Source organism: Paenibacillus sp. JDR-2, from assembly GCF_000023585.1.
GTDB lineage: Bacteria > Bacillota > Bacilli > Paenibacillales > Paenibacillaceae > Pristimantibacillus.
This window is the reverse complement of record NC_012914.1, coordinates 4761423-4778104: the sequence shown is the minus strand read 5'-3', so window position 1 is coordinate 4778104 and position 16682 is coordinate 4761423. Positions and strand designations below refer to the sequence as shown.

General features: G+C 51.1%; 13 protein-coding genes. 7 read left to right on the top strand and 6 right to left on the bottom strand.

Annotated features, from left to right (window positions below; genetic code table 11):
• Nucleotides 1–41: 41 nt before the first annotated feature.
• Genes PJDR2_RS21050 through PJDR2_RS21040 form a run of 3 tightly spaced genes read right to left on the bottom strand, consistent with a single transcriptional unit; the run spans nucleotide 42 to nucleotide 5682 of the window.
• Nucleotides 42–1022: an alginate lyase family protein gene (locus tag PJDR2_RS21050; RefSeq protein WP_015845746.1), complete on the bottom strand. Its 981-nt coding sequence runs from the start codon at nucleotides 1020–1022 to the stop codon at nucleotides 42–44.
• A 17-nt stretch (nucleotides 1023–1039) separates the two neighbouring features.
• On the bottom strand, nucleotides 1040–5014 hold the full coding sequence (locus tag PJDR2_RS21045) for a glycoside hydrolase family 2 protein (RefSeq protein ID WP_015845745.1): 3975 nt from the start codon (nucleotides 5012–5014) through the stop codon (nucleotides 1040–1042).
• Nucleotides 5011–5682: a hypothetical protein gene (locus PJDR2_RS21040; RefSeq protein ID WP_015845744.1), complete on the bottom strand. Its 672-nt coding sequence runs from the start codon at nucleotides 5680–5682 to the stop codon at nucleotides 5011–5013. Before PJDR2_RS21040 ends, PJDR2_RS21045 begins: the two co-directional genes overlap by 4 nt.
• A 115-nt stretch (nucleotides 5683–5797) precedes the next feature.
• Here PJDR2_RS21040 and PJDR2_RS21035 point away from each other — a divergent pair, with 115 nt between their 5' ends.
• The gene (locus PJDR2_RS21035) at nucleotides 5798–6670 is read left to right on the top strand and encodes an AraC family transcriptional regulator (protein WP_015845743.1); all 873 of its coding nucleotides are present in this window, start codon (nucleotides 5798–5800) and stop codon (nucleotides 6668–6670) included.
• Between the two features lie 9 nt (nucleotides 6671–6679).
• Here the strand turns inward: PJDR2_RS21035 and PJDR2_RS21030 are convergent, their stop codons facing one another.
• A complete protein-coding gene (locus PJDR2_RS21030) occupies nucleotides 6680–7549 on the bottom strand; it encodes a helix-turn-helix transcriptional regulator (protein WP_015845742.1) in 870 nt (289 codons plus the stop codon).
• Nucleotides 7550–7706: 157 nt separating this feature from the next.
• Here PJDR2_RS21030 and PJDR2_RS21025 point away from each other — a divergent pair, with 157 nt between their 5' ends.
• From PJDR2_RS21025 to PJDR2_RS21010, 4 genes are all read left to right on the top strand, one after another.
• Nucleotides 7707–9680: a beta-galactosidase trimerization domain-containing protein gene (locus PJDR2_RS21025; RefSeq protein ID WP_015845741.1), complete on the top strand. Its 1974-nt coding sequence runs from the start codon at nucleotides 7707–7709 to the stop codon at nucleotides 9678–9680.
• 30 nt (nucleotides 9681–9710) lie between these two features.
• A complete protein-coding gene (locus tag PJDR2_RS21020) occupies nucleotides 9711–10838 on the top strand; it encodes a serine hydrolase domain-containing protein (RefSeq protein WP_015845740.1) in 1128 nt (375 codons plus the stop codon).
• A gap of 138 nt (nucleotides 10839–10976) precedes the next feature.
• Nucleotides 10977–12017, top strand: a complete 1041-nt coding sequence (locus PJDR2_RS21015) for an NAD(P)-dependent alcohol dehydrogenase (protein WP_015845739.1) — start codon at nucleotides 10977–10979, stop codon at nucleotides 12015–12017.
• 42 nt (nucleotides 12018–12059) lie between these two features.
• Nucleotides 12060–12455 (top strand): MerR family transcriptional regulator, encoded by a 396-nt coding sequence (locus PJDR2_RS21010; RefSeq protein WP_015845738.1) that lies wholly within the window; start codon nucleotides 12060–12062, stop codon nucleotides 12453–12455.
• Nucleotides 12456–12490: 35 nt separating this feature from the next.
• Here PJDR2_RS21010 and PJDR2_RS33255 read toward each other — a convergent pair whose 3' ends face one another.
• Nucleotides 12491–12832 carry a hypothetical protein gene (locus tag PJDR2_RS33255; RefSeq protein ID WP_190276162.1) on the bottom strand — a complete coding sequence of 114 codons (342 nt, stop codon included), beginning with the start codon at nucleotides 12830–12832 and terminating at the stop codon, nucleotides 12491–12493.
• Entirely contained in the window at nucleotides 12751–14124 is a 1374-nt protein-coding gene (locus PJDR2_RS21000) for a glycosyltransferase family 4 protein (RefSeq protein WP_015845736.1), read from the bottom strand. Before PJDR2_RS21000 ends, PJDR2_RS33255 begins: the two co-directional genes overlap by 82 nt.
• 288 nt (nucleotides 14125–14412) lie before the next feature.
• Between PJDR2_RS21000 and PJDR2_RS20995 the strand changes: the two genes are divergently transcribed.
• Together PJDR2_RS20995 and PJDR2_RS20990 are read left to right on the top strand one after the other, a co-directional pair.
• The gene (locus PJDR2_RS20995) at nucleotides 14413–15687 is read left to right on the top strand and encodes a nucleotide sugar dehydrogenase (protein WP_015845735.1); all 1275 of its coding nucleotides are present in this window, start codon (nucleotides 14413–14415) and stop codon (nucleotides 15685–15687) included.
• Between the two features lie 12 nt (nucleotides 15688–15699).
• Nucleotides 15700–16677 carry an NAD-dependent epimerase/dehydratase family protein gene (locus PJDR2_RS20990; protein WP_015845734.1) on the top strand — a complete coding sequence of 326 codons (978 nt, stop codon included), beginning with the start codon at nucleotides 15700–15702 and terminating at the stop codon, nucleotides 16675–16677.
• Nucleotides 16678–16682: the final 5 nt, after the last annotated feature.

The window sequence follows — 16682 nt, the reverse complement described above, 5'->3', positions numbered from 1 at the left end:
TACCCGTGTCGTTAATGACTATGGTAGAGCCTTGTTTCTGTTCATAGCAACTCCGGGAAAACCCAAGCGTGAGACTGGAAGTAGCCGCTGTTTTTGTTCCGGTTGCCGATGATCGGGCGATACGGAGAGACGAATTGATCGTATTCGGGATCCTCGTAAATCCTGGACATGGCTTCGTAGAGATCAAGAGGCCAGGTCTGGGAAGAGAGAGGATCCGGGACGTTCTGGCCTTTCTCGTATGGCCATTCTCCGGCACGGCCGTTGGCATAATAAAGCAGCGTATCAAGCGCCTTCTTGATGGTATTGCCGCTTGGGGAAGTCCAGCGGAACAGGTCCTCGCCGGTATAATCCAGTACCTGCTTAGCCGCTGCCGTAAGAGGAGCAAGGGCAAAATAGTGGTACCAGATCGAATTGGTTCCTCTTAACGTTTCTTCCGGAATAAAGCCGGTGAGCAATAGGGATGAGTCGATATGCTCCTTCAGATGAGCGGCTTCCTCCGCAAAACCGGCTTGATCATCCAGGAAGCGGTAGAGCAGCAGCTGGGCATACAAGCTCCAGCTCCACCAATTGTTCCGGAGCGGGATACGGTCCCACTCCGGTAATAGAACGGTTGTTATCCAATAGACAAACTGATCCTGATCCTCTTCGCGCCATCCCGGGTAGGCTTTTATCCACTCCGCCGCTTGAAGAAAGCCTGCTCCCAGATAGGCGGATACCAACGGACCGTCTTTGTCTGCGAGCTCCCGGTTAATGGAAGCCCAGCCCTTCAGCAGCTCCATCGCTTTGTCCGCATAGTCCGGCCTGCCGGTAAGCCGGTAAGCCAGAGCTGTCGCGTAAGCGGCTTGCGCATCGGCTTCCATGAGTTTTTTCGCGGCCTGGTGTCCAGCGGTATCGAAATAAAAGCCGGGAATATGCCAGACGGGAACGGCATGACAGCTGACGGACAAGCTCTCTTCCGCTAAACGCAGAAGTTCATCCTTAGCTGCTGCGGCTGTTTTAGAAACGAGTTCCTTTTTGCTCATGCGAACGTCCTCCTATTCTATTTGGGCTCTACTTCGTCGAGGGTCAGCTTGTATTGCAAATGCTTCATCGGAGTACCGTCCGTATTTTTGAATACCATACCAATCCGGATCTCCTCTTCCGTGCCTCCTACAATGGCAATCAGCCGGTTTATCCCGGCATGGAGGGAAATCTCTTTCTCCGGCGCAGCCACTTGACTGCCGTTCATATAAATCTCGCAAGAGCTGTTGGTTGTAATCAGAAGTTGGCCATTTTTTTCGTCTAACGTTGGGTCCAGCATATAAACAAAGCAGCTGAAAAACCAGCGGTCTCCGTTAGGATTAAGAACACGGAACGTTCCGTCATAACGGCTCCGTTCTTTTTTCTGCATCCAGCCGTAAAGTCCTTCGCCTAGATTGTTGAGCGAGAATTCGGGATCGATATAGTAAGCTTTCATGGCATCAAAATCGACATAGGGCCGGCAAGGCATAGCCATAATCTTTTCCACAGCCCATTGGCTGCTGCCTTTGACTGCCGACAGGAGACCGTCATCAAATGACGCGCCTAGATTAGCAAGCAATCTCGTATACAAACGAACCGACTTGTCGCTTTCGGGTTCCAGGAAGAGCTGGGAGAGTACAAACAAGCCTTGGCCAACCTGCGTTTGAAGGAGATAATGCCCTGCTGGTTGTTCTTTCTCCCTGTTTAGTTCAATCAGAGCTAGTCTGCTGTATTCATCCGTATGCTGGCCGATAAAATAATCGTGCCACGCGGTACCTTCCACACTCTTGCACAAAACATCAGCGCCGTCCACCAAAAGGCTATGCGAAGCGAGAGGACGGTTAACGACGTCCCGCGGAGACAAGAACACCTTGTCGTAACCAAATAAATCTACCGGACTAAATCCTTGTACAGCGGGCTTGGAATAATCCGCTTCAAGATGATAGATTGCTTTTTCCCGGACGGTGGCATTCTGATTAAGCAAGGCGGCCAGCACAGCTTCTTGTCCGTCTACTGCCGGAAGGATGACAACCTTACCGCCTTTTGCCGCATATTCCCGTATAACGGATGCCGAATTGGAATCTGAGAGCAGATGCGGCTCAATCAGAATTAGGCCATAGTCATCAAGCGGCTTGCTCGGAAGCTCCTGCAGCAGATCGAATGAAACGCAAAGCGTACGCAGGAAGGCTTCCGTTTTTCCTCCAGGCTCGACGAACGCCCCCGTACAACGGCAATCCGTATTCTCGACGTTCCCCGCATAAGCAAGCAAATTGCGCAGCAGGAGGCAGGCCTGCGGTACCCGGTGGAAGTTCGCCGTCAACTCTAGCTGATTGGCAACGAATAACCCTTTATTGCTCCGATATTCCAAAAGCGGGGACCATAAATCTCCGCCATCCCCGAAATCACCCGCGCTGCATTCCAGAAGCATCGTGAAGGGGCCATTAACAGGCTTTTCGAAGGCAGCATGAATAATCGGGAGAGGTCCGTCTTCCCGAAGCTCTTCATGCCAGAAAATTAAATCGTCGTTACCTAGTCCTTGAAGAACGGGATGGCTATAATCGCCGGAATGAGCTCTCATAAAGTCCTGCCGCGATATCGCCAAATCTCCGAAGGACAAATGAAGCTGCTCGAGCAGCACAACCCTGCCGCCTTGACTGACGTACCGGTTAAGCGCCTCCTCAAGCCGTCCATCCGGATCTTCGAGTTTACTTCCCGCCACGAGTAGATGCTTGGGTGACAGCTGCGAGATCTGCTCCGTAGTGATGGGTTTGCAATCCGGAATCAATGCACGAATAATAGCATAGTCCTGCTCGCCGCCTATATAAACAACGGGCCGGTTGATGACGACGGGCTCCGTCTTATAACGGGATGGATACAGCTTGAAGCTCAAATCCAGTTCATGCACGGGTACGTTATCATGCAGCAATACGGCATGAAATCGAATAGAAGATATATCGCTAACAAGCTCCGGCTTCCATGTCGTTGTTACCGTTGCGCGATTGGCCGGGGCTTGCAGGAACTCGAAAGTTTCCCTATGGATCACTTGGTCTTTCTGACGAACTTCGCAAACAACGGTCGCCTGACGGGTATAAAGCGTGTCGTTATATACATCAAAGCTCCTGACAATTGGTTCATTGTCAAAAAACGAGCGGTTATATTCTCCCGGAATAAGAGTAGCAGGCTTAAAGGCAGCGGCCAAAATATCAAAAGACGGATTTTTCCGGTACATCGGATACTCTTCCGGAAGAAGACCGTTGTTAAGGGTTAAGGAGTACCGCGGAATCACTTTCAGCTGCGGACCTTCTGCGTCTGAATCGGGCAGCTGAAGCGGGATGTCCCGCTCGGGCATCGCACGCATGAAATAATGGGCAAAGTTAAAGGTGGACAGACCTGATACCCCTTGCCGCCTCGCGTATTCGATAAACAAACGTTCCTTTTCAGCCAGTCCCTTCGCACATTCCTCCGTATTCCGGTATGCCAGATGACCTACATACATGCTGCTGTTCTGAGGGCAAATATACCACCAGCCGCCATGCTCGCCAAAGACAAGAGGCGCCTTGCGGTCCCAACCGTCAATGGTTCCGTCGATGTTGTAATGCCGGGTCTCTACCTCGGTAAGCTCTTTGGCGAGAAGACGGTTATCGCCTTCCAGAAGGATAGGGCGGGTAGGGTCAAGCTCGCGAATGATAGCCATCATAGACGGGATATGCTGCTTGAAGCCGTCGCGCCCGTCTACCCAGCGCATCTCGTTCTGCAGGCTCCACAGGATAACGGAAGGATGATTCTTGTCCCGTTCCACCAATCTTCGGATATGATCCTTGCAGTTCGTTATAAATTCGGGATGATCGGCCTGCATCGATTTGCTGGAGCCGTAGATCGCGGTTTCGTCCACAATCAGCATGCCTTCTTCGTCGGCAATGTCCAAATAATAAGCCGGATGCGGCTCCGCATGAAGGCGAACGCAGTTAGCGCCGGCTTCCTTGCACATGCGGTACCAATTCCTTACGTACTCCTTTGTTTGCTGAATCCCGCCTTGGAAATGCCAGGAATCGCCACGCAGGTTAAGGGGAGTCCCGTTTAAATAAAACTTAGGACCCTCGGAGGTTATTTCGCGAAAACCAAACCGTTCCTCCAGCCGGTCCAGTATACGGTCACCGTCTATTAGCACCAGCTCCAGCGTGTAGAGGAAAGGATGATCCGGATTCCACAGCTTGGCATCGGCCCATTCTATAGAGAAAATGGCTTGGCTGGATTGGCCGTATCCCGACCAATCACCCGAAACAGCCTCAGCCGTGATAATAGGGGAGGATGTCTGCGAGCTGCTCTCCCGTATACGCAGTCCAACTCTAATAGACGGGTCTAGCTGCTCCATATAGGGATGACTTATTCCGGTGCTCACGTGAAGCCGGCCTTCCCTGACGGATGTTCGGATCGTTACATCCGAGAGCGATAGCAGCGGCTTGCTTTCCAAATACACATCCGCCCATAAGCCTCTTGCGAGAGCGCCAAACCAGGAGCCGACTAGCCCGGTAACCTTTTGCTGTCCGGATGGAATCGTAACCTTGTCAAAGCTGCCGCACACGACATGCAGCTGGTGGTTGATTCCTGCCTGAATCCGCTCCGTTACCTCCACGAGAAGCGGGAGATAACCATCCCCCCAGATAGCAATCAGCTCATGGTCCAGATAGATGGCGGCTTTTTGCATAATGCCGTCAAACCTGAGAAACAGACGCTCATTCCTCTCTTCCGGCGCCTGAAACACCCGATGGAGCACGCCGGCATCCGCCCGTGCCCATTCCTTCGGATAACCGTACAAATCATAGGGAGCATACCCGTGCTCGGCTATTTCTCCAAAGCTTTTGCCTGATGCACGCACGTAGGAAGAACGCCAGCTGGACGGGACCTGTACTTTCTGTTCCTCGTAAATGAGTTGCTCGGGAAGAATCAAGTCCAATCCATGCTCATAGAGAGGCATGAAATCCCATTCGCCATTTAAGCTATATGTTGTTCTCATCGCATATGCTCCTCGCCGTAAGCTTCGCCTTCAAGCTGTAGCAGCAGGGGAATCTCGAGCCAGGCCAGGGATTTGCCGGTGTCTTGATCCCACATGATGAAGTGGGGATCCATTGCGGCTTGCCAATCGGACGGCGTATTTGCGGTAGCAAGCTTGCCTGTATACGGTGGCGGCTCAATCGTAGCCGGCGATTCGGAATAGAAAAACAATAGATTCTCATAAAGAGCGATCATACCGTATTTGTCTCCATCTCCGGGACGTTCTTCCTGGTATTGATAATGGTAGAAAATATAGCTGGCCACTTGCTCCGGCTTTAGCCGGGCAATCCGGGCATAAGGCTTTGGCGAAAGCCGACTCCGGCGCCAAGGCTCCTCGCCGACGGGCTGCTGGTAATGGAAAATGTCCATCATCGGCACCCATCTCCGGGGCGTGTCCGCACCCGGCCAGGGCTCAAGTCCGGATTCGCAGTAGCGGAATAGAGTATGCGGATCCGCATCCATTAACGGGCTTTCATAGTAGAGAAAAAGCTTGGATCCATAATGGAACAGACTAAGATGATGGACTTTGGCTTCCTTCATCCGGTCTTGAAGCTCATGTTCCATATCGCGGAAGCAGTTAAAGGGATCAACGTCATGGCGGCATTGCGCCAAATAATGATATCGCTGCATAAGGCACCTCCGGGTTCTATCATCAAGATGCCTTCATTATATAGCCGGACGAATTATTCTCTGTTGTGCTAAGATATAACTAAATTGCGATTCTATCTTTGGGGGAGAGATACAATTGGCATCTCGCATCGAGCATGTAGCACCGGGGAAAAGCAGCTTTTTTCTCGCTTTTCGGGATGAATGGACGGAGGAGCATTTTCTCCGGTTTCATGCCCATCAAGGTCTTGAATTGCTTTTTATTCATGAGGGTCAAGGAGTTGTGGAGGTGGAGGGCAATAGCTACGAGCTTGAAGGGGGTTCGTTGTTCTGCTTCCAGCCTTATCAGCTGCACAAGCTGGAAATCCCGGGACGGAAGAGTGCCCGCTATGTCCGGACCAATCTGACCTTTGATCCCCGGCTTCTGGAGCCTTATCTGGCGCCGTTTCCGAAGCTGTTATCCTTTCTCCGTTATCTGACCAGGGGAGCGTTGCCCGCGCCTAAGTTTACATTCTCGGAAAATCAACTGATGTCTATCATGGAATGCCAGGTACAGGCGGTACGGGAAAGCGGGGAAGAGCAGGAGGCTCAAATCTTGCTGCTGATTTCCTTGCTGCGTTATCTGCAGCTGTCGGTCATTGCTCAACCGGAGTTGTCTCCTGAAGAATGGTCCGCTGCCAAAACCGCCCATATCGAAGCGATGATGGATTGGATCGAGCGTCATTTCCGGCAGCCATTTAGTCTGGAGCTGCTATCGGAAGAGCTGCACTTGTCCTCTTATTATGTCTCTCATCTATTCAAGCAATATACGGGAGTATCGCTGACGGATTATGTAACGGCCAGACGCATGCGCGAGGCATGCGTGCTCCTTGGGAGCTCCGACATGCCGGTGCAGCAGATTGCTCATGAGGTTGGCCGGCTAAGCGCTCCTTATTTCTGCAAGCTGTTTAAGAAACAAAAAGGAATGACGCCGCTCGACTACCGCTCGGCGCTGCATTATGCCGCTAAGTAGCCAACCGGGTTATACTCTTCCGATTCTGATTGAACGGTATTGCCCGGGAGTAATGTCCGCTTGTTTGCGAAACAGCCTAATGAAATAGTTCGTATTCTCAATTCCGACTTGCTGGCCGATTTCGGATACGGACAGCTCGGTGCTCTCCAGCAGCGATTTAGCCTTTTTGATCTGCAGGTTATGCAAATATTGAAGCGGGCTCATCCCCGTATATTTCTTCAGACAGCGGGCTAGATAGTCGAAATGGAAATGAAGGGTCTGCTCCATGTGTTTCGCGTCAAACGGGCGGGTCAGATGCTGCTGCAAATAAGCGATCGCCTGATCGCAGAGCAGTCTGGACCGGGGAGCAAATTGGCTGCTTACGGCCGTCTGCAGTTCAACAAACAGACCGGCTAACAGCGTCTGGAGCGGCAAGGAGCTTGCAGGCGACAAGGTGTGATGGAGCTCCAGCATTTGCTGCAGGAACGGTAAAACGTCGGTAGCGCGTAGACTCGTAAATTTCGGTAAGTACATGACCTGCCGATGGGGAGTAAGGTCGTCGACGGTCCCTTTGGCGAAAGGAATCGACCACGAGATCTGCCCGCTGTCCATCGCTCGGACCGGGGCGGGATGAGCGAAATGGATCCAGTAGATTTCGGTTACTTCCTCGCATGGGCGATGCCCGATGTGCATGCGGTTCGGCTCCAGCACAAGCATCGTGCCTTCCTTAATCTCGTAAGGCACATCGTCTTCGGTCATATACAAGGTTCCTTTCAGAACAAACAGCATGTCGTACACATTAAACGATCTTGCCACATGCTGCTGTCCCGGCGTCCAGAAGGAATGACCGACCGTTAATAGCTGCGGAAGCGGAGGGATGATGAGTTCCAGGCAATGCATGGCGACGGCTCCTTTGCGTTGTAATCGCTTACCCGATTGTAGCACGGACATTATCCGTTAGGTAGAAAATGTGCTATAAAAAGTCGTTAATGAACCTGTCCGGTCAAACGCGGAACTTATATAGTTAAGGTAAACGAACCGGAAAGGATGACAACTTATGCGTTTTCGCCAGGTCCATCTTGATTTCCATACCTCAGAAGCTATCACCCCCATTGGTCAACGGTTTGACAAAAAGCAGTTCCAGGAGATGCTGCGGCTAGGCCATGTCGATTCCATTACCGTATTCTCCAAATGCCATCACGGCTGGGCCTATCATCCTTCGGAAGCAAACGAGATTCACCCTGGTCTTAACTTTGATCTGCTTGGCGCCCAGATCGAGGCCGCGCATGAGATTGGCGTCAAGACTCCGGTCTACTTGTCCGCCGGACTTGACGAGAAGCTCGCCAGACGGCATCCGGAATGGCTGATCCGCGACGAGAACGATACTACCGGATGGGTAAAAGGGTTTTTGGAGCCGGGTTATCATCAATTTTGCATGAACTCCCCGTATCTCGGTATTCTTCTCGAGCAGATTCGCGAAGCGGTATCGCGATACGATGCGGATGGCGTATTCCTCGATATTGTAGGCGTACGCAAATGCTATTGCCATAATTGTATCGAGAGCGCAAGGCGGGAAGGCATGGATCCAAGGGATGAGCAAGCCATGCGGAGTTTATGGGAGAGGACGTATGCCAACTATACGGCAAGGGTGAAGGAAACGGTGGAGTCGGTTAAGCCGGGACTGCCGATCTTCCATAATGGCGGGCACATTAAGCGGGGGCGTCGCGACTTGGCCATGATGAACAGCCATCTGGAGCTGGAATCGCTGCCCACGGGCGGCTGGGGTTATGATCATTTCCCTCTGTCGGCCAGATACGCTCAAACCCTTGGCGTTGATTTCTTGGGCATGACGGGGAAATTCCATACGTCCTGGGGAGAATTTGGCGGCTATAAGCATCCGAACGCCCTCCGTTACGAAGCGGCGCTCAGTATAGCTAACGGAGCGAAATGCTCCATCGGGGATCAGCTGCATCCGGACGGTTATATGGATAAAGCGACGTATACGCTAATTGGCGCCGCTTATAGCGAGGTCGAAAGCAAGGAAGCCTGGTGCGCGGATACGACAAATGTGGCCGACGTAGCGCTTCTGTCGCTTGAAGCCGTTGGCGTCCATGAGAAAGCGCGGGATGGGCAATCCAAAGGGGCTTCCGATGCAGGAGCCGTACGGATGCTGCTTGAAGGGAAAATCCTGTTTGACGTCATCGACAAGGAGCATGATTTTGACGCCTATAAGGTGTTGATATTGCCGGATTACGTAGCGGTTGACGATTCGCTGCGCGGCAAGCTGGAGTTGTACCTGCAGCAAGGCGGAAAGCTCCTCGCCACGGGCTGGTCCGGTCTTGATCCTGCAGGGGAAGAGTATGCCATTGACTTCGGAGTACGGTACCTGGGAGTGAACCCTTACAAACCCGACTACTTCCGTCCGGGCTTTGCGTTAAAGAGTTTAAGAGAGGCCTCCTTCATCTTTTATTCCCAGGGGCAAAAGATTGAGCTTAACGGGGGAACGGAGCTCGGCAGGCGCGAAGACCCGTACTTTAACAGGGATGCGTTTACGTTCTGCTCCCATCAGCATACGCCAAGCAGCCACAATAACGGAGGCCCCGGCATGGTGGAGAGCGGCAACGGAATCTACATCGCCTGGAACGTGTTTGAGGATTATGCGAAGAAAGGCAGCCTGATTCTGAAGGAAGCCGTTCTATACGCGCTGGATCGCCTGCTTCCGGGCAAGACGCTTCAAACCAACCTGCCCGCGCAGGGCGTAGTTACTCTACAGGAGCAGAAGGAATTGAATCGCCTTGTTAATCATCTCCTTTATGTATCGCCGGTAAGAAGAGGCGATGGGGTGGAAATCATCGAGGATATTATTCCGCTCCACAACGTTCAGGTTACAATCCGGACTGCAAGTCCGGTGAAGCAGGTCTATTTGGCACCGCAAATGACTCCGCTGCCGTTCAGCAACAATGACGGCGTAGTTGCTTATACCGTACCTGAACTGGAGTGCCATCAAATGATTGTTATGGATTACGAATAGAAACTTATCTCATGGATTGGAAGTGCACTCATGAAAGCTTTGACCGAATTTATCGACCGATTGACCTCCTGGCGCATTCCATGGGCGGAGGTAATGGTCATTCACCGCAATGAAACGTTATTCCGTTATCGAAGCGGATTCTCCAATCTGGAGGACGAAACTCCCATTGAAGAAGGACGTATCATTAACCTCTATTCCATGACGAAAATCATGACCTGCGTGGCGGCTCTTAAGCTTGTGGAGCAGGGTAAAATGCTGCTCAACGATCCGCTGTCCGCTTATCTTCCCGAATACGCGGATATGAACCTCCGCAAGCGTCTTCCTGACGGTAAGCTTGAGATCGAAAGAGCAAAAAAAACCATTCTAGTTCGTGATCTGTTTACGATGACGGCCGGCTTTTCTTATGATATCGGATCTCCTTCCTTGAAGGAGATTGCGGAGCAGACGCAAGGAAGGGTGCCGACTCGCGCTTTTGCGGAGGCTTTAGCCAAGGAGCCGCTTCTTTTCGAACCGGGCACCCGCTGGAACTACAGCTTATGCCATGATGTGCTTGCGGCATTGGTAGAGGTTGTGGACGGCCGGCGTTTTGGCGCTTGCATCCGGGAGGAGATTACGGGACCTTTGGGAATGAAGGATACGGCTTTTGATCTTTCCGAGGAGCAGCGGAGCCGCGTCCTTCCGCAATTCGAGTTCAAGGATGAATTGGGCAGAGCGGTCCGAAAAGACGGGAACGGCTACCGGCTGGGAACGGAGCACGAAAGCGGCGGCGCAGGGCTGCTCTCTACCGTAAGCGACTACGCGTTATTCCTGAATGCTCTCACCAATAAAGGAACTAGCCCGGATGGCGTACGCATTTTGTCGCCGGCGATGATCGATCTGATGCGGACGGACCATTTGACCGACCGTATGCGCGGGGATTATAACTGGGAGCAGCTGAAAGGCTACGGCTACGGATTAGGCGTCAGAACGCACGCGTCCAAAGCGCAAAGCGGATCGCTTAGTCCGCTGGGGGAATTCGGCTGGAGCGGGGCCGCAGGCTGCATGGCGATTATCGATCCGGATTCCGGTCTGACCGTCATGTATGCTCAGCATCTCCTCAACAACCAGGAGCCTTATATCCATCCGCGGTTAAGAAATATCGTATATTCCGGCTTGTAATAGAATGTTAATGAAAGGGACTGTTCCGAAGGGGGCAGTTCCTTTTTTTGTTAACCGGGTGTTGACTTGGAGTTCACTCCAGCATGTATACTCCGATTGTATTCTTTATTTCATGGATAAAAGGAGCAGAGAAACTTTATGTGTAAATCTCATGTACTTCGTGTTGCAAGCGCAAAGGCGCCTTTCGAAAAAACAACGATTGAACGGAGAGCCTTGCGTCCGGATGATGTTCTAATCGATATTAAATTCAGCGGCATCTGCCACTCTGATATCCATACCGCCTTTGGGGAATGGGGCGAGGCAATCTTCCCGCTTGTTCCCGGGCATGAAATTGCTGGTGTCGTGGAAGCTGTTGGGGCGGAGGTTACGAAGTTTGCCGTTGGCGACCGCGTTGGGGTAGGCTGCTTTGTAGATTCCTGCGGCGAATGCGAATATTGCCTGCAGGGCGAGGAGCAGTTCTGTACGAAAGGCGTAGTCAGCACTTATAACTCCCTCGACTATGACGGGCAGCCGACTTACGGCGGTTACAGCCAGAAGATTGTTGTTACGGAGCGATTCGTTGTCCGTGTTCCGGACAGCCTGGAGCTTGATGTTGCAAGCCCGCTTTTATGCGCGGGTATTACAACGTACTCTCCTTTGAAGCATTGGAATGCCGGCCCGGATAAAAAGGTTGCGATCGTTGGCATGGGCGGTCTTGGCCATCTGGCGGTGCAATACGCGCATGCCTTGGGAGCGGAAGTAACCGTTCTGAGCCAGTCGATGAACAAAAAGGAAGAGGCCGTCGCGTTTGGCGCGGATCATTATTACGCAACAAGCAACCCGGATACGTTCAAAGAGCTGGCCAACCGGTTTGATCTGATCTTGAATACCGTGTCCGCCAATCTGAATGTGGATGCTTATCTGTCCATGCTCCGTGTCGACGGCACGCTGGTTAACGTCGGTGCGCCTTCCGAACCGGATTCTTACCGAGCATTCTCCCTGATTATGCAGCGCCGCAGCCTTGCCGGCTCGCTTGTGGGCGGCATCCGCGAGACGCAGGAGATGCTCGACTTCTCGGCGGAGCATGGCATTAAGCCGCAAATCGAGCGGATAAACGCCGATCAGGTGGATGAAGCTTACCAACGCGTACTGCGCAGCGATGTGCGTTACCGGTTTGTCATCGATATGTCTACGATGTAAACTATTGTTATATTGATTATTGATAGGAGGGAGACAATCCGTATGAGAATGACCGAAGTAAGCGCCAGGTACGACCTGTCGCAGGATACTCTCCGTTACTATGAACGAATTGGATTAATTCCGACCGTTAACCGCAATAACAATGGCATTCGGGAATATACCGAGGATAATCTCAAATGGGTTGAATTTATAAAATGCATGAGATGTGCCGGTCTTCCTATTGAAGCATTAATTGAGTACGTCAATCTGTTCCAGCAGGGCGACCATACGACGGAAGCGAGGAAAGAGCTGCTTATCGAGCAGCGGGAGCAGCTCCGTTTCCGGATCGAAGAAATGACCAGGACACTGGAGCGGCTGGATTCCAAGATAGAAAATTACGGACAACACTTGCATTACAAGGAACAGGAATTATATAAACCGCAGGAGCGGGAAGAATAGGAAGAGCAGGCCGTTTACTTAACGGCCTGCTCTTTTTATTGCGCCACCGTTCCCTCCGAGCCGGGTGCTATTATCGGAGAAATGACTTGTTTAAGCCTTTGAAAGGTAAAGCTGTCAGGGAGGGCGTAACCTTTGGGCTGAGCTTGCAGAATACGCCTCCAGACCTCTTCATCCGCTTTTGAAAGGATTAAGCTTGGATCAAGCGGCGAAGCAAAGAGAGGTGCGAGGTTTAGCGTTTCGACCGCAGCCGGCACATGCTTCCTTCTTCGTTTCTTAAACGGCTTTTTTGCCGTTTTTATCTTTTTAAACCTTTTATTTTTTTTCGATATTTTTTTGTTTTTCGAGCTGACCGTTTTCTTTTTCTTGATGTAACCCATTTGCGGTCCTCCTCTGGCATTGAAATGACTTGTTCCCCAGATTGAGCCTCAAAGGCAAGGCGCTCCTCCGTATGTTTACTCCGGGCGGACTCATACAGCTCCAGAACCCGTGAGATCATCGTAGACAATGACCAATGATGATGCCCCCACGTTTTCGCCTGGTCGGCCATCACGCTTAACAGCTCCGGCTCTTCCAGGGCTGTTCGAAGGCAAGAATAAAGCTGCTCAGGGTCTCCCAAGCGGGATATCAGCCCGTTCTGAAGGTGAGTAACCATTTCCGGAATGCCCCCGGCATCAGAGGTGATGACCGGTTTACCTGCAATCTGAGCTTCAATGATCGCAAACGGCTGATTGTCCTGCATGCTGGGAAGAACGACAAAATCAGCTTGCTGCATCATTTCGGGCACGTCCTCCCGGTGTCCCCAGAAGAGAATATGATTGGCCAGACCAAGCTGATTGGTGAGTTGAATTAATTCATCGCGAAGGAAACCGTCTCCGACCAGCCAGCAAACCCAGTCCGAACGATCTTCCTTCAGCTTGGCTAAGGCATGAATGAGAGTGGAATGTCCTTTGACGATATCAAAGCGGGCGGGGCATATAAATACTTTCTCCGCCAAGGGTTTAATCGTCGTTGGCTCTCTTAGCATTTTATTCTGGAATTCCGCGATATCTATCCCGTAATGACTGACCGTCACGCGTTCTTCGGGAACAGCAAAGTCATTGACCAGTTCGTTTTTTAACCAAAGCGAAGGAGAAATCGTTACATCGCCGACCGTTGCGCCAAGAAACTCCCGCAAGGACGAATAGTACCATAAGGGAGAGTTAATATTTTGGTCGGTCATGCCCATTTCTTTCAATTTAACAAACCATTCCTTGGTCAGACAGCCATGAATGGTGGTAACGAGGGGGATATGCGCAGGCTTAACGCGCGCAATCGCGTGTGCGCTTACGATGTCCTGCGCGTGTATGACATCGTATTCGGTCAATCCAAAATACAAACCGGCTGCTTCCATGCACAATCTATCAACCTCTGCTTGTTTGATCCAAGGATCGATCCCCGGCAGCAATTCATTCAAATAAAGTTCCGTTTGGCGGGTAATGAGAGGAGCCAGCCTGCTTTTCTCTATCGATAAATTTCTGCTTGGAATATAGAAGCCTTGCGCATCCGGTGTTGAGGAAAATATATCAACTTCATGCCCGGCACCTTGTAATCCCTTGACCAGTTGATTGACATAGGTATTTACGCCGCCTGCATGCGGCAGTGCCCACATGCAAGCGATTAATATTCGCATGTTTTGTCCTCCGATTGGTCCGTCGTCCCATTAGTATATGATTCAACCAAAGTATTGTTAACGTACACGAACCTATTTCGGCCGTATTTCCGGACGGGCATCTCCCTATTAAGCAGTCCTGTAAAAAAGATAGATTTCAACAATAATCGCTAAAACGGGGCACTTATCTCTTTTAGTCCGTAACTTCGGGATAAACTACTATTTTCATAGCCTTTAGACGTTAATCCAATGCGTCTCTAATTCATTTGCGTATCATGCTAGAAGATGAATTGAAGGAGTTGAAAGAGATTGGAGCTTGCCCATAAATATAAAATCGCCATAATCGGCCTGGGTTATGTCGGATTGCCGCTCGCGAAGCTGTTCGTAGAGAAGGGGAATACGGTATACGGAATCGATACCGATATTCGCAAGATTCAAATGCTGCAGAAACGTCAATCCTATTTATCGGACTATAAGAGAAACGATATTCGAGAGCTCTTCAGCGGGAAAAACTTTCATGTCAGCCATTCGTTTGAAGTCATAGAGAAGGCGGATGTCATTATTTTGTGCGTTCCGACACCGCTTGACGAGCATATGCAGCCGGATTTGAAATTTGTGATAAACGCCACACGCTGCATACTTCCTCATTTGCGTAGAGGCCAGCTTGTCGCCCTTGAGAGCTCCACCTTCCCGGGGACCAGCGAGGAAGTCTTGAAGCCGCTTCTGGAGACCACGGGACTGGAGGTCGGAAAGGATCTTCTGCTTGCTTATTCGCCGGAACGGATCGATCCCGGATCGCATTGGGAGCTGTCGCAAATCCCGAAGGTCGTAGGCGGAGTGAATCCGGCAAGCACCTCGTACGCCAAAGAAGTCTACGGTACCGCATTCGAGAAGGTGGTGGTCGTCTCGTCCCCTCGGGCCGCGGAAATGACGAAGCTGTTGGAAAACTGCCAGCGATTCCTGAACATTTCTTTTATGAACAGCCTTCTAAAGCTATGCGAAGAGCTGGATATCAATCTTTGGGAAGTTATTGAAGCAGCAGGGACAAAGCCGTTTGGATTTACCAAATATTATCCCGGTCCGGGAATTGGCGGACATTGCATACCGGTTGATCCATTGTATTTGCTCTGGAAGGCGAGAGAGCATCAGATCGATATGCCTTTCATCGAGCTTAGCTCCCATGTAAACGAGAGTATGCCCGCTTATATTGTTGGGAGAGTTTCCAAAATCTTAAAGCCTAAAGAGCTGAAGGGCAGCAGCGTGCTGATTATTGGCGTCACGTATAAAAAAGACGTTAATGATATGCGCGAATCCATCGCTTTGCCTATTATTGAACAATTGCTGCAAGAAGGCGTCCATGTCGGTTTTTTCGACCCTTACGTAAACGAACTGCAAATTGGCGAAACAACTCTCCATTCGATCCCGCTTACTGCGCGGAATATGAAAAATTACGATTGCACGGTCATTCTGACGGACCATTCCAATATTTCGTACGAACTGATTGCAGCTCATACCCCTATCATCTTGGATACGAGGAATGCTACAGGCAAACTTGCGGACCGGAATAACATTATCCTAATTTAAGGAGGGAGTTTTTTGAAAATATTAGTAACAGGCGGGGCAGGATTCATTGGCTCTCATCTTGTGGAAAGCTTGTTGGCGGCAGGGCATACCGTCTGGACGTTGGACGATTTCTCGAACGGAAGGCCTGAGTTTCTCGCTCACTTGTCCAATCATCCGCGGCATAGGCTTATAGAAGGGTCGGTTCTGGACCGGAAGCTAGTGAAGAAATGCATGAGTCATGTAGATACGGTCTATCATCTAGCAGCTGTGCTTGGAGTGAAAAATACGGTAGAGGATCCAATAAAGGTCATTGAAGGCAACATCGACGGAACCCGCAATATTCTTGAACTGGCTTATCCGAGCCGCACGAAAGTTATATTCGCATCAACCTCGGAGATTTACGGGAAAAACGAGAAGCTGCCGTTTAACGAGATGTCGGACCGCGTTTACGGTGCGCCTTCCATTCATCGCTGGAGTTATGCAACGGCCAAATCCATCGACGAGCATATGTGCTTTGCGTATGCGGCGAAAGGGCTTCCGGTGACGGTGCTCCGTTATTTCAATGCCTACGGACCTAGACAAACCAACTCGCAATACGGAGGGGTCGTGGCCAGATTTATCACCGCCGCTTTAAAAGGAGAACCTCTTGAGGTATACGGGAGCGGTACGCAGCGTAGATGCTTCACCTTTGTGGACGATACCGTAAGCGGAACGATCGCGGCGCTTAGTCCGGAGGCAGACGGTCTGGCCTTTAATGTCGGCTCGACTCATTCCGTGACGATTATCCAGCTTGCGCAGCTAATCATTCAGCTAAGCCGCTCTACATCTCCGGTAATACTCAAATCCTATGCGGAGGCTTATGGTCCGGGTTACGAGGATATGCCGGCCCGCGAGCCCGATTTGACTCGGGCAGAGACTATCCTTGGCTATAAGCCTTCCGTTTCTCTGGAACAAGGACTTATTAAAACGATTGAATGGTACCGGGAACGGATCAGCTTGGAGACGGTCTAGCCGGA

What these genes read in the sequence shown, in the direction of transcription:
- PJDR2_RS21050 (WP_015845746.1), bottom strand. Translation starts at nt 1,022, where the DNA reads ATGAGCAAAAAGGAACTCGTTTCTAAAACAGCCGCAGCAGCTAAGGAT.
- PJDR2_RS21045 (WP_015845745.1), bottom strand. Translation starts at nt 5,014, where the DNA reads ATGAGAACAACATATAGCTTAAATGGCGAATGGGATTTCATGCCTCTC.
- PJDR2_RS21040 (WP_015845744.1), bottom strand. Translation starts at nt 5,682, where the DNA reads ATGCAGCGATATCATTATTTGGCGCAATGCCGCCATGACGTTGATCCC.
- PJDR2_RS21030 (WP_015845742.1), bottom strand. Translation starts at nt 7,549, where the DNA reads ATGCATTGCCTGGAACTCATCATCCCTCCGCTTCCGCAGCTATTAACG.
- PJDR2_RS21025 (WP_015845741.1), top strand. Translation starts at nt 7,707, where the DNA reads ATGCGTTTTCGCCAGGTCCATCTTGATTTCCATACCTCAGAAGCTATC.
- PJDR2_RS21020 (WP_015845740.1), top strand. Translation starts at nt 9,711, where the DNA reads ATGAAAGCTTTGACCGAATTTATCGACCGATTGACCTCCTGGCGCATT.
- PJDR2_RS21015 (WP_015845739.1), top strand. Translation starts at nt 10,977, where the DNA reads ATGTGTAAATCTCATGTACTTCGTGTTGCAAGCGCAAAGGCGCCTTTC.
- PJDR2_RS21010 (WP_015845738.1), top strand. Translation starts at nt 12,060, where the DNA reads ATGAGAATGACCGAAGTAAGCGCCAGGTACGACCTGTCGCAGGATACT.
- PJDR2_RS33255 (WP_190276162.1), bottom strand. Translation starts at nt 12,832, where the DNA reads ATGGGTTACATCAAGAAAAAGAAAACGGTCAGCTCGAAAAACAAAAAA.
- PJDR2_RS21000 (WP_015845736.1), bottom strand. Translation starts at nt 14,124, where the DNA reads ATGCGAATATTAATCGCTTGCATGTGGGCACTGCCGCATGCAGGCGGC.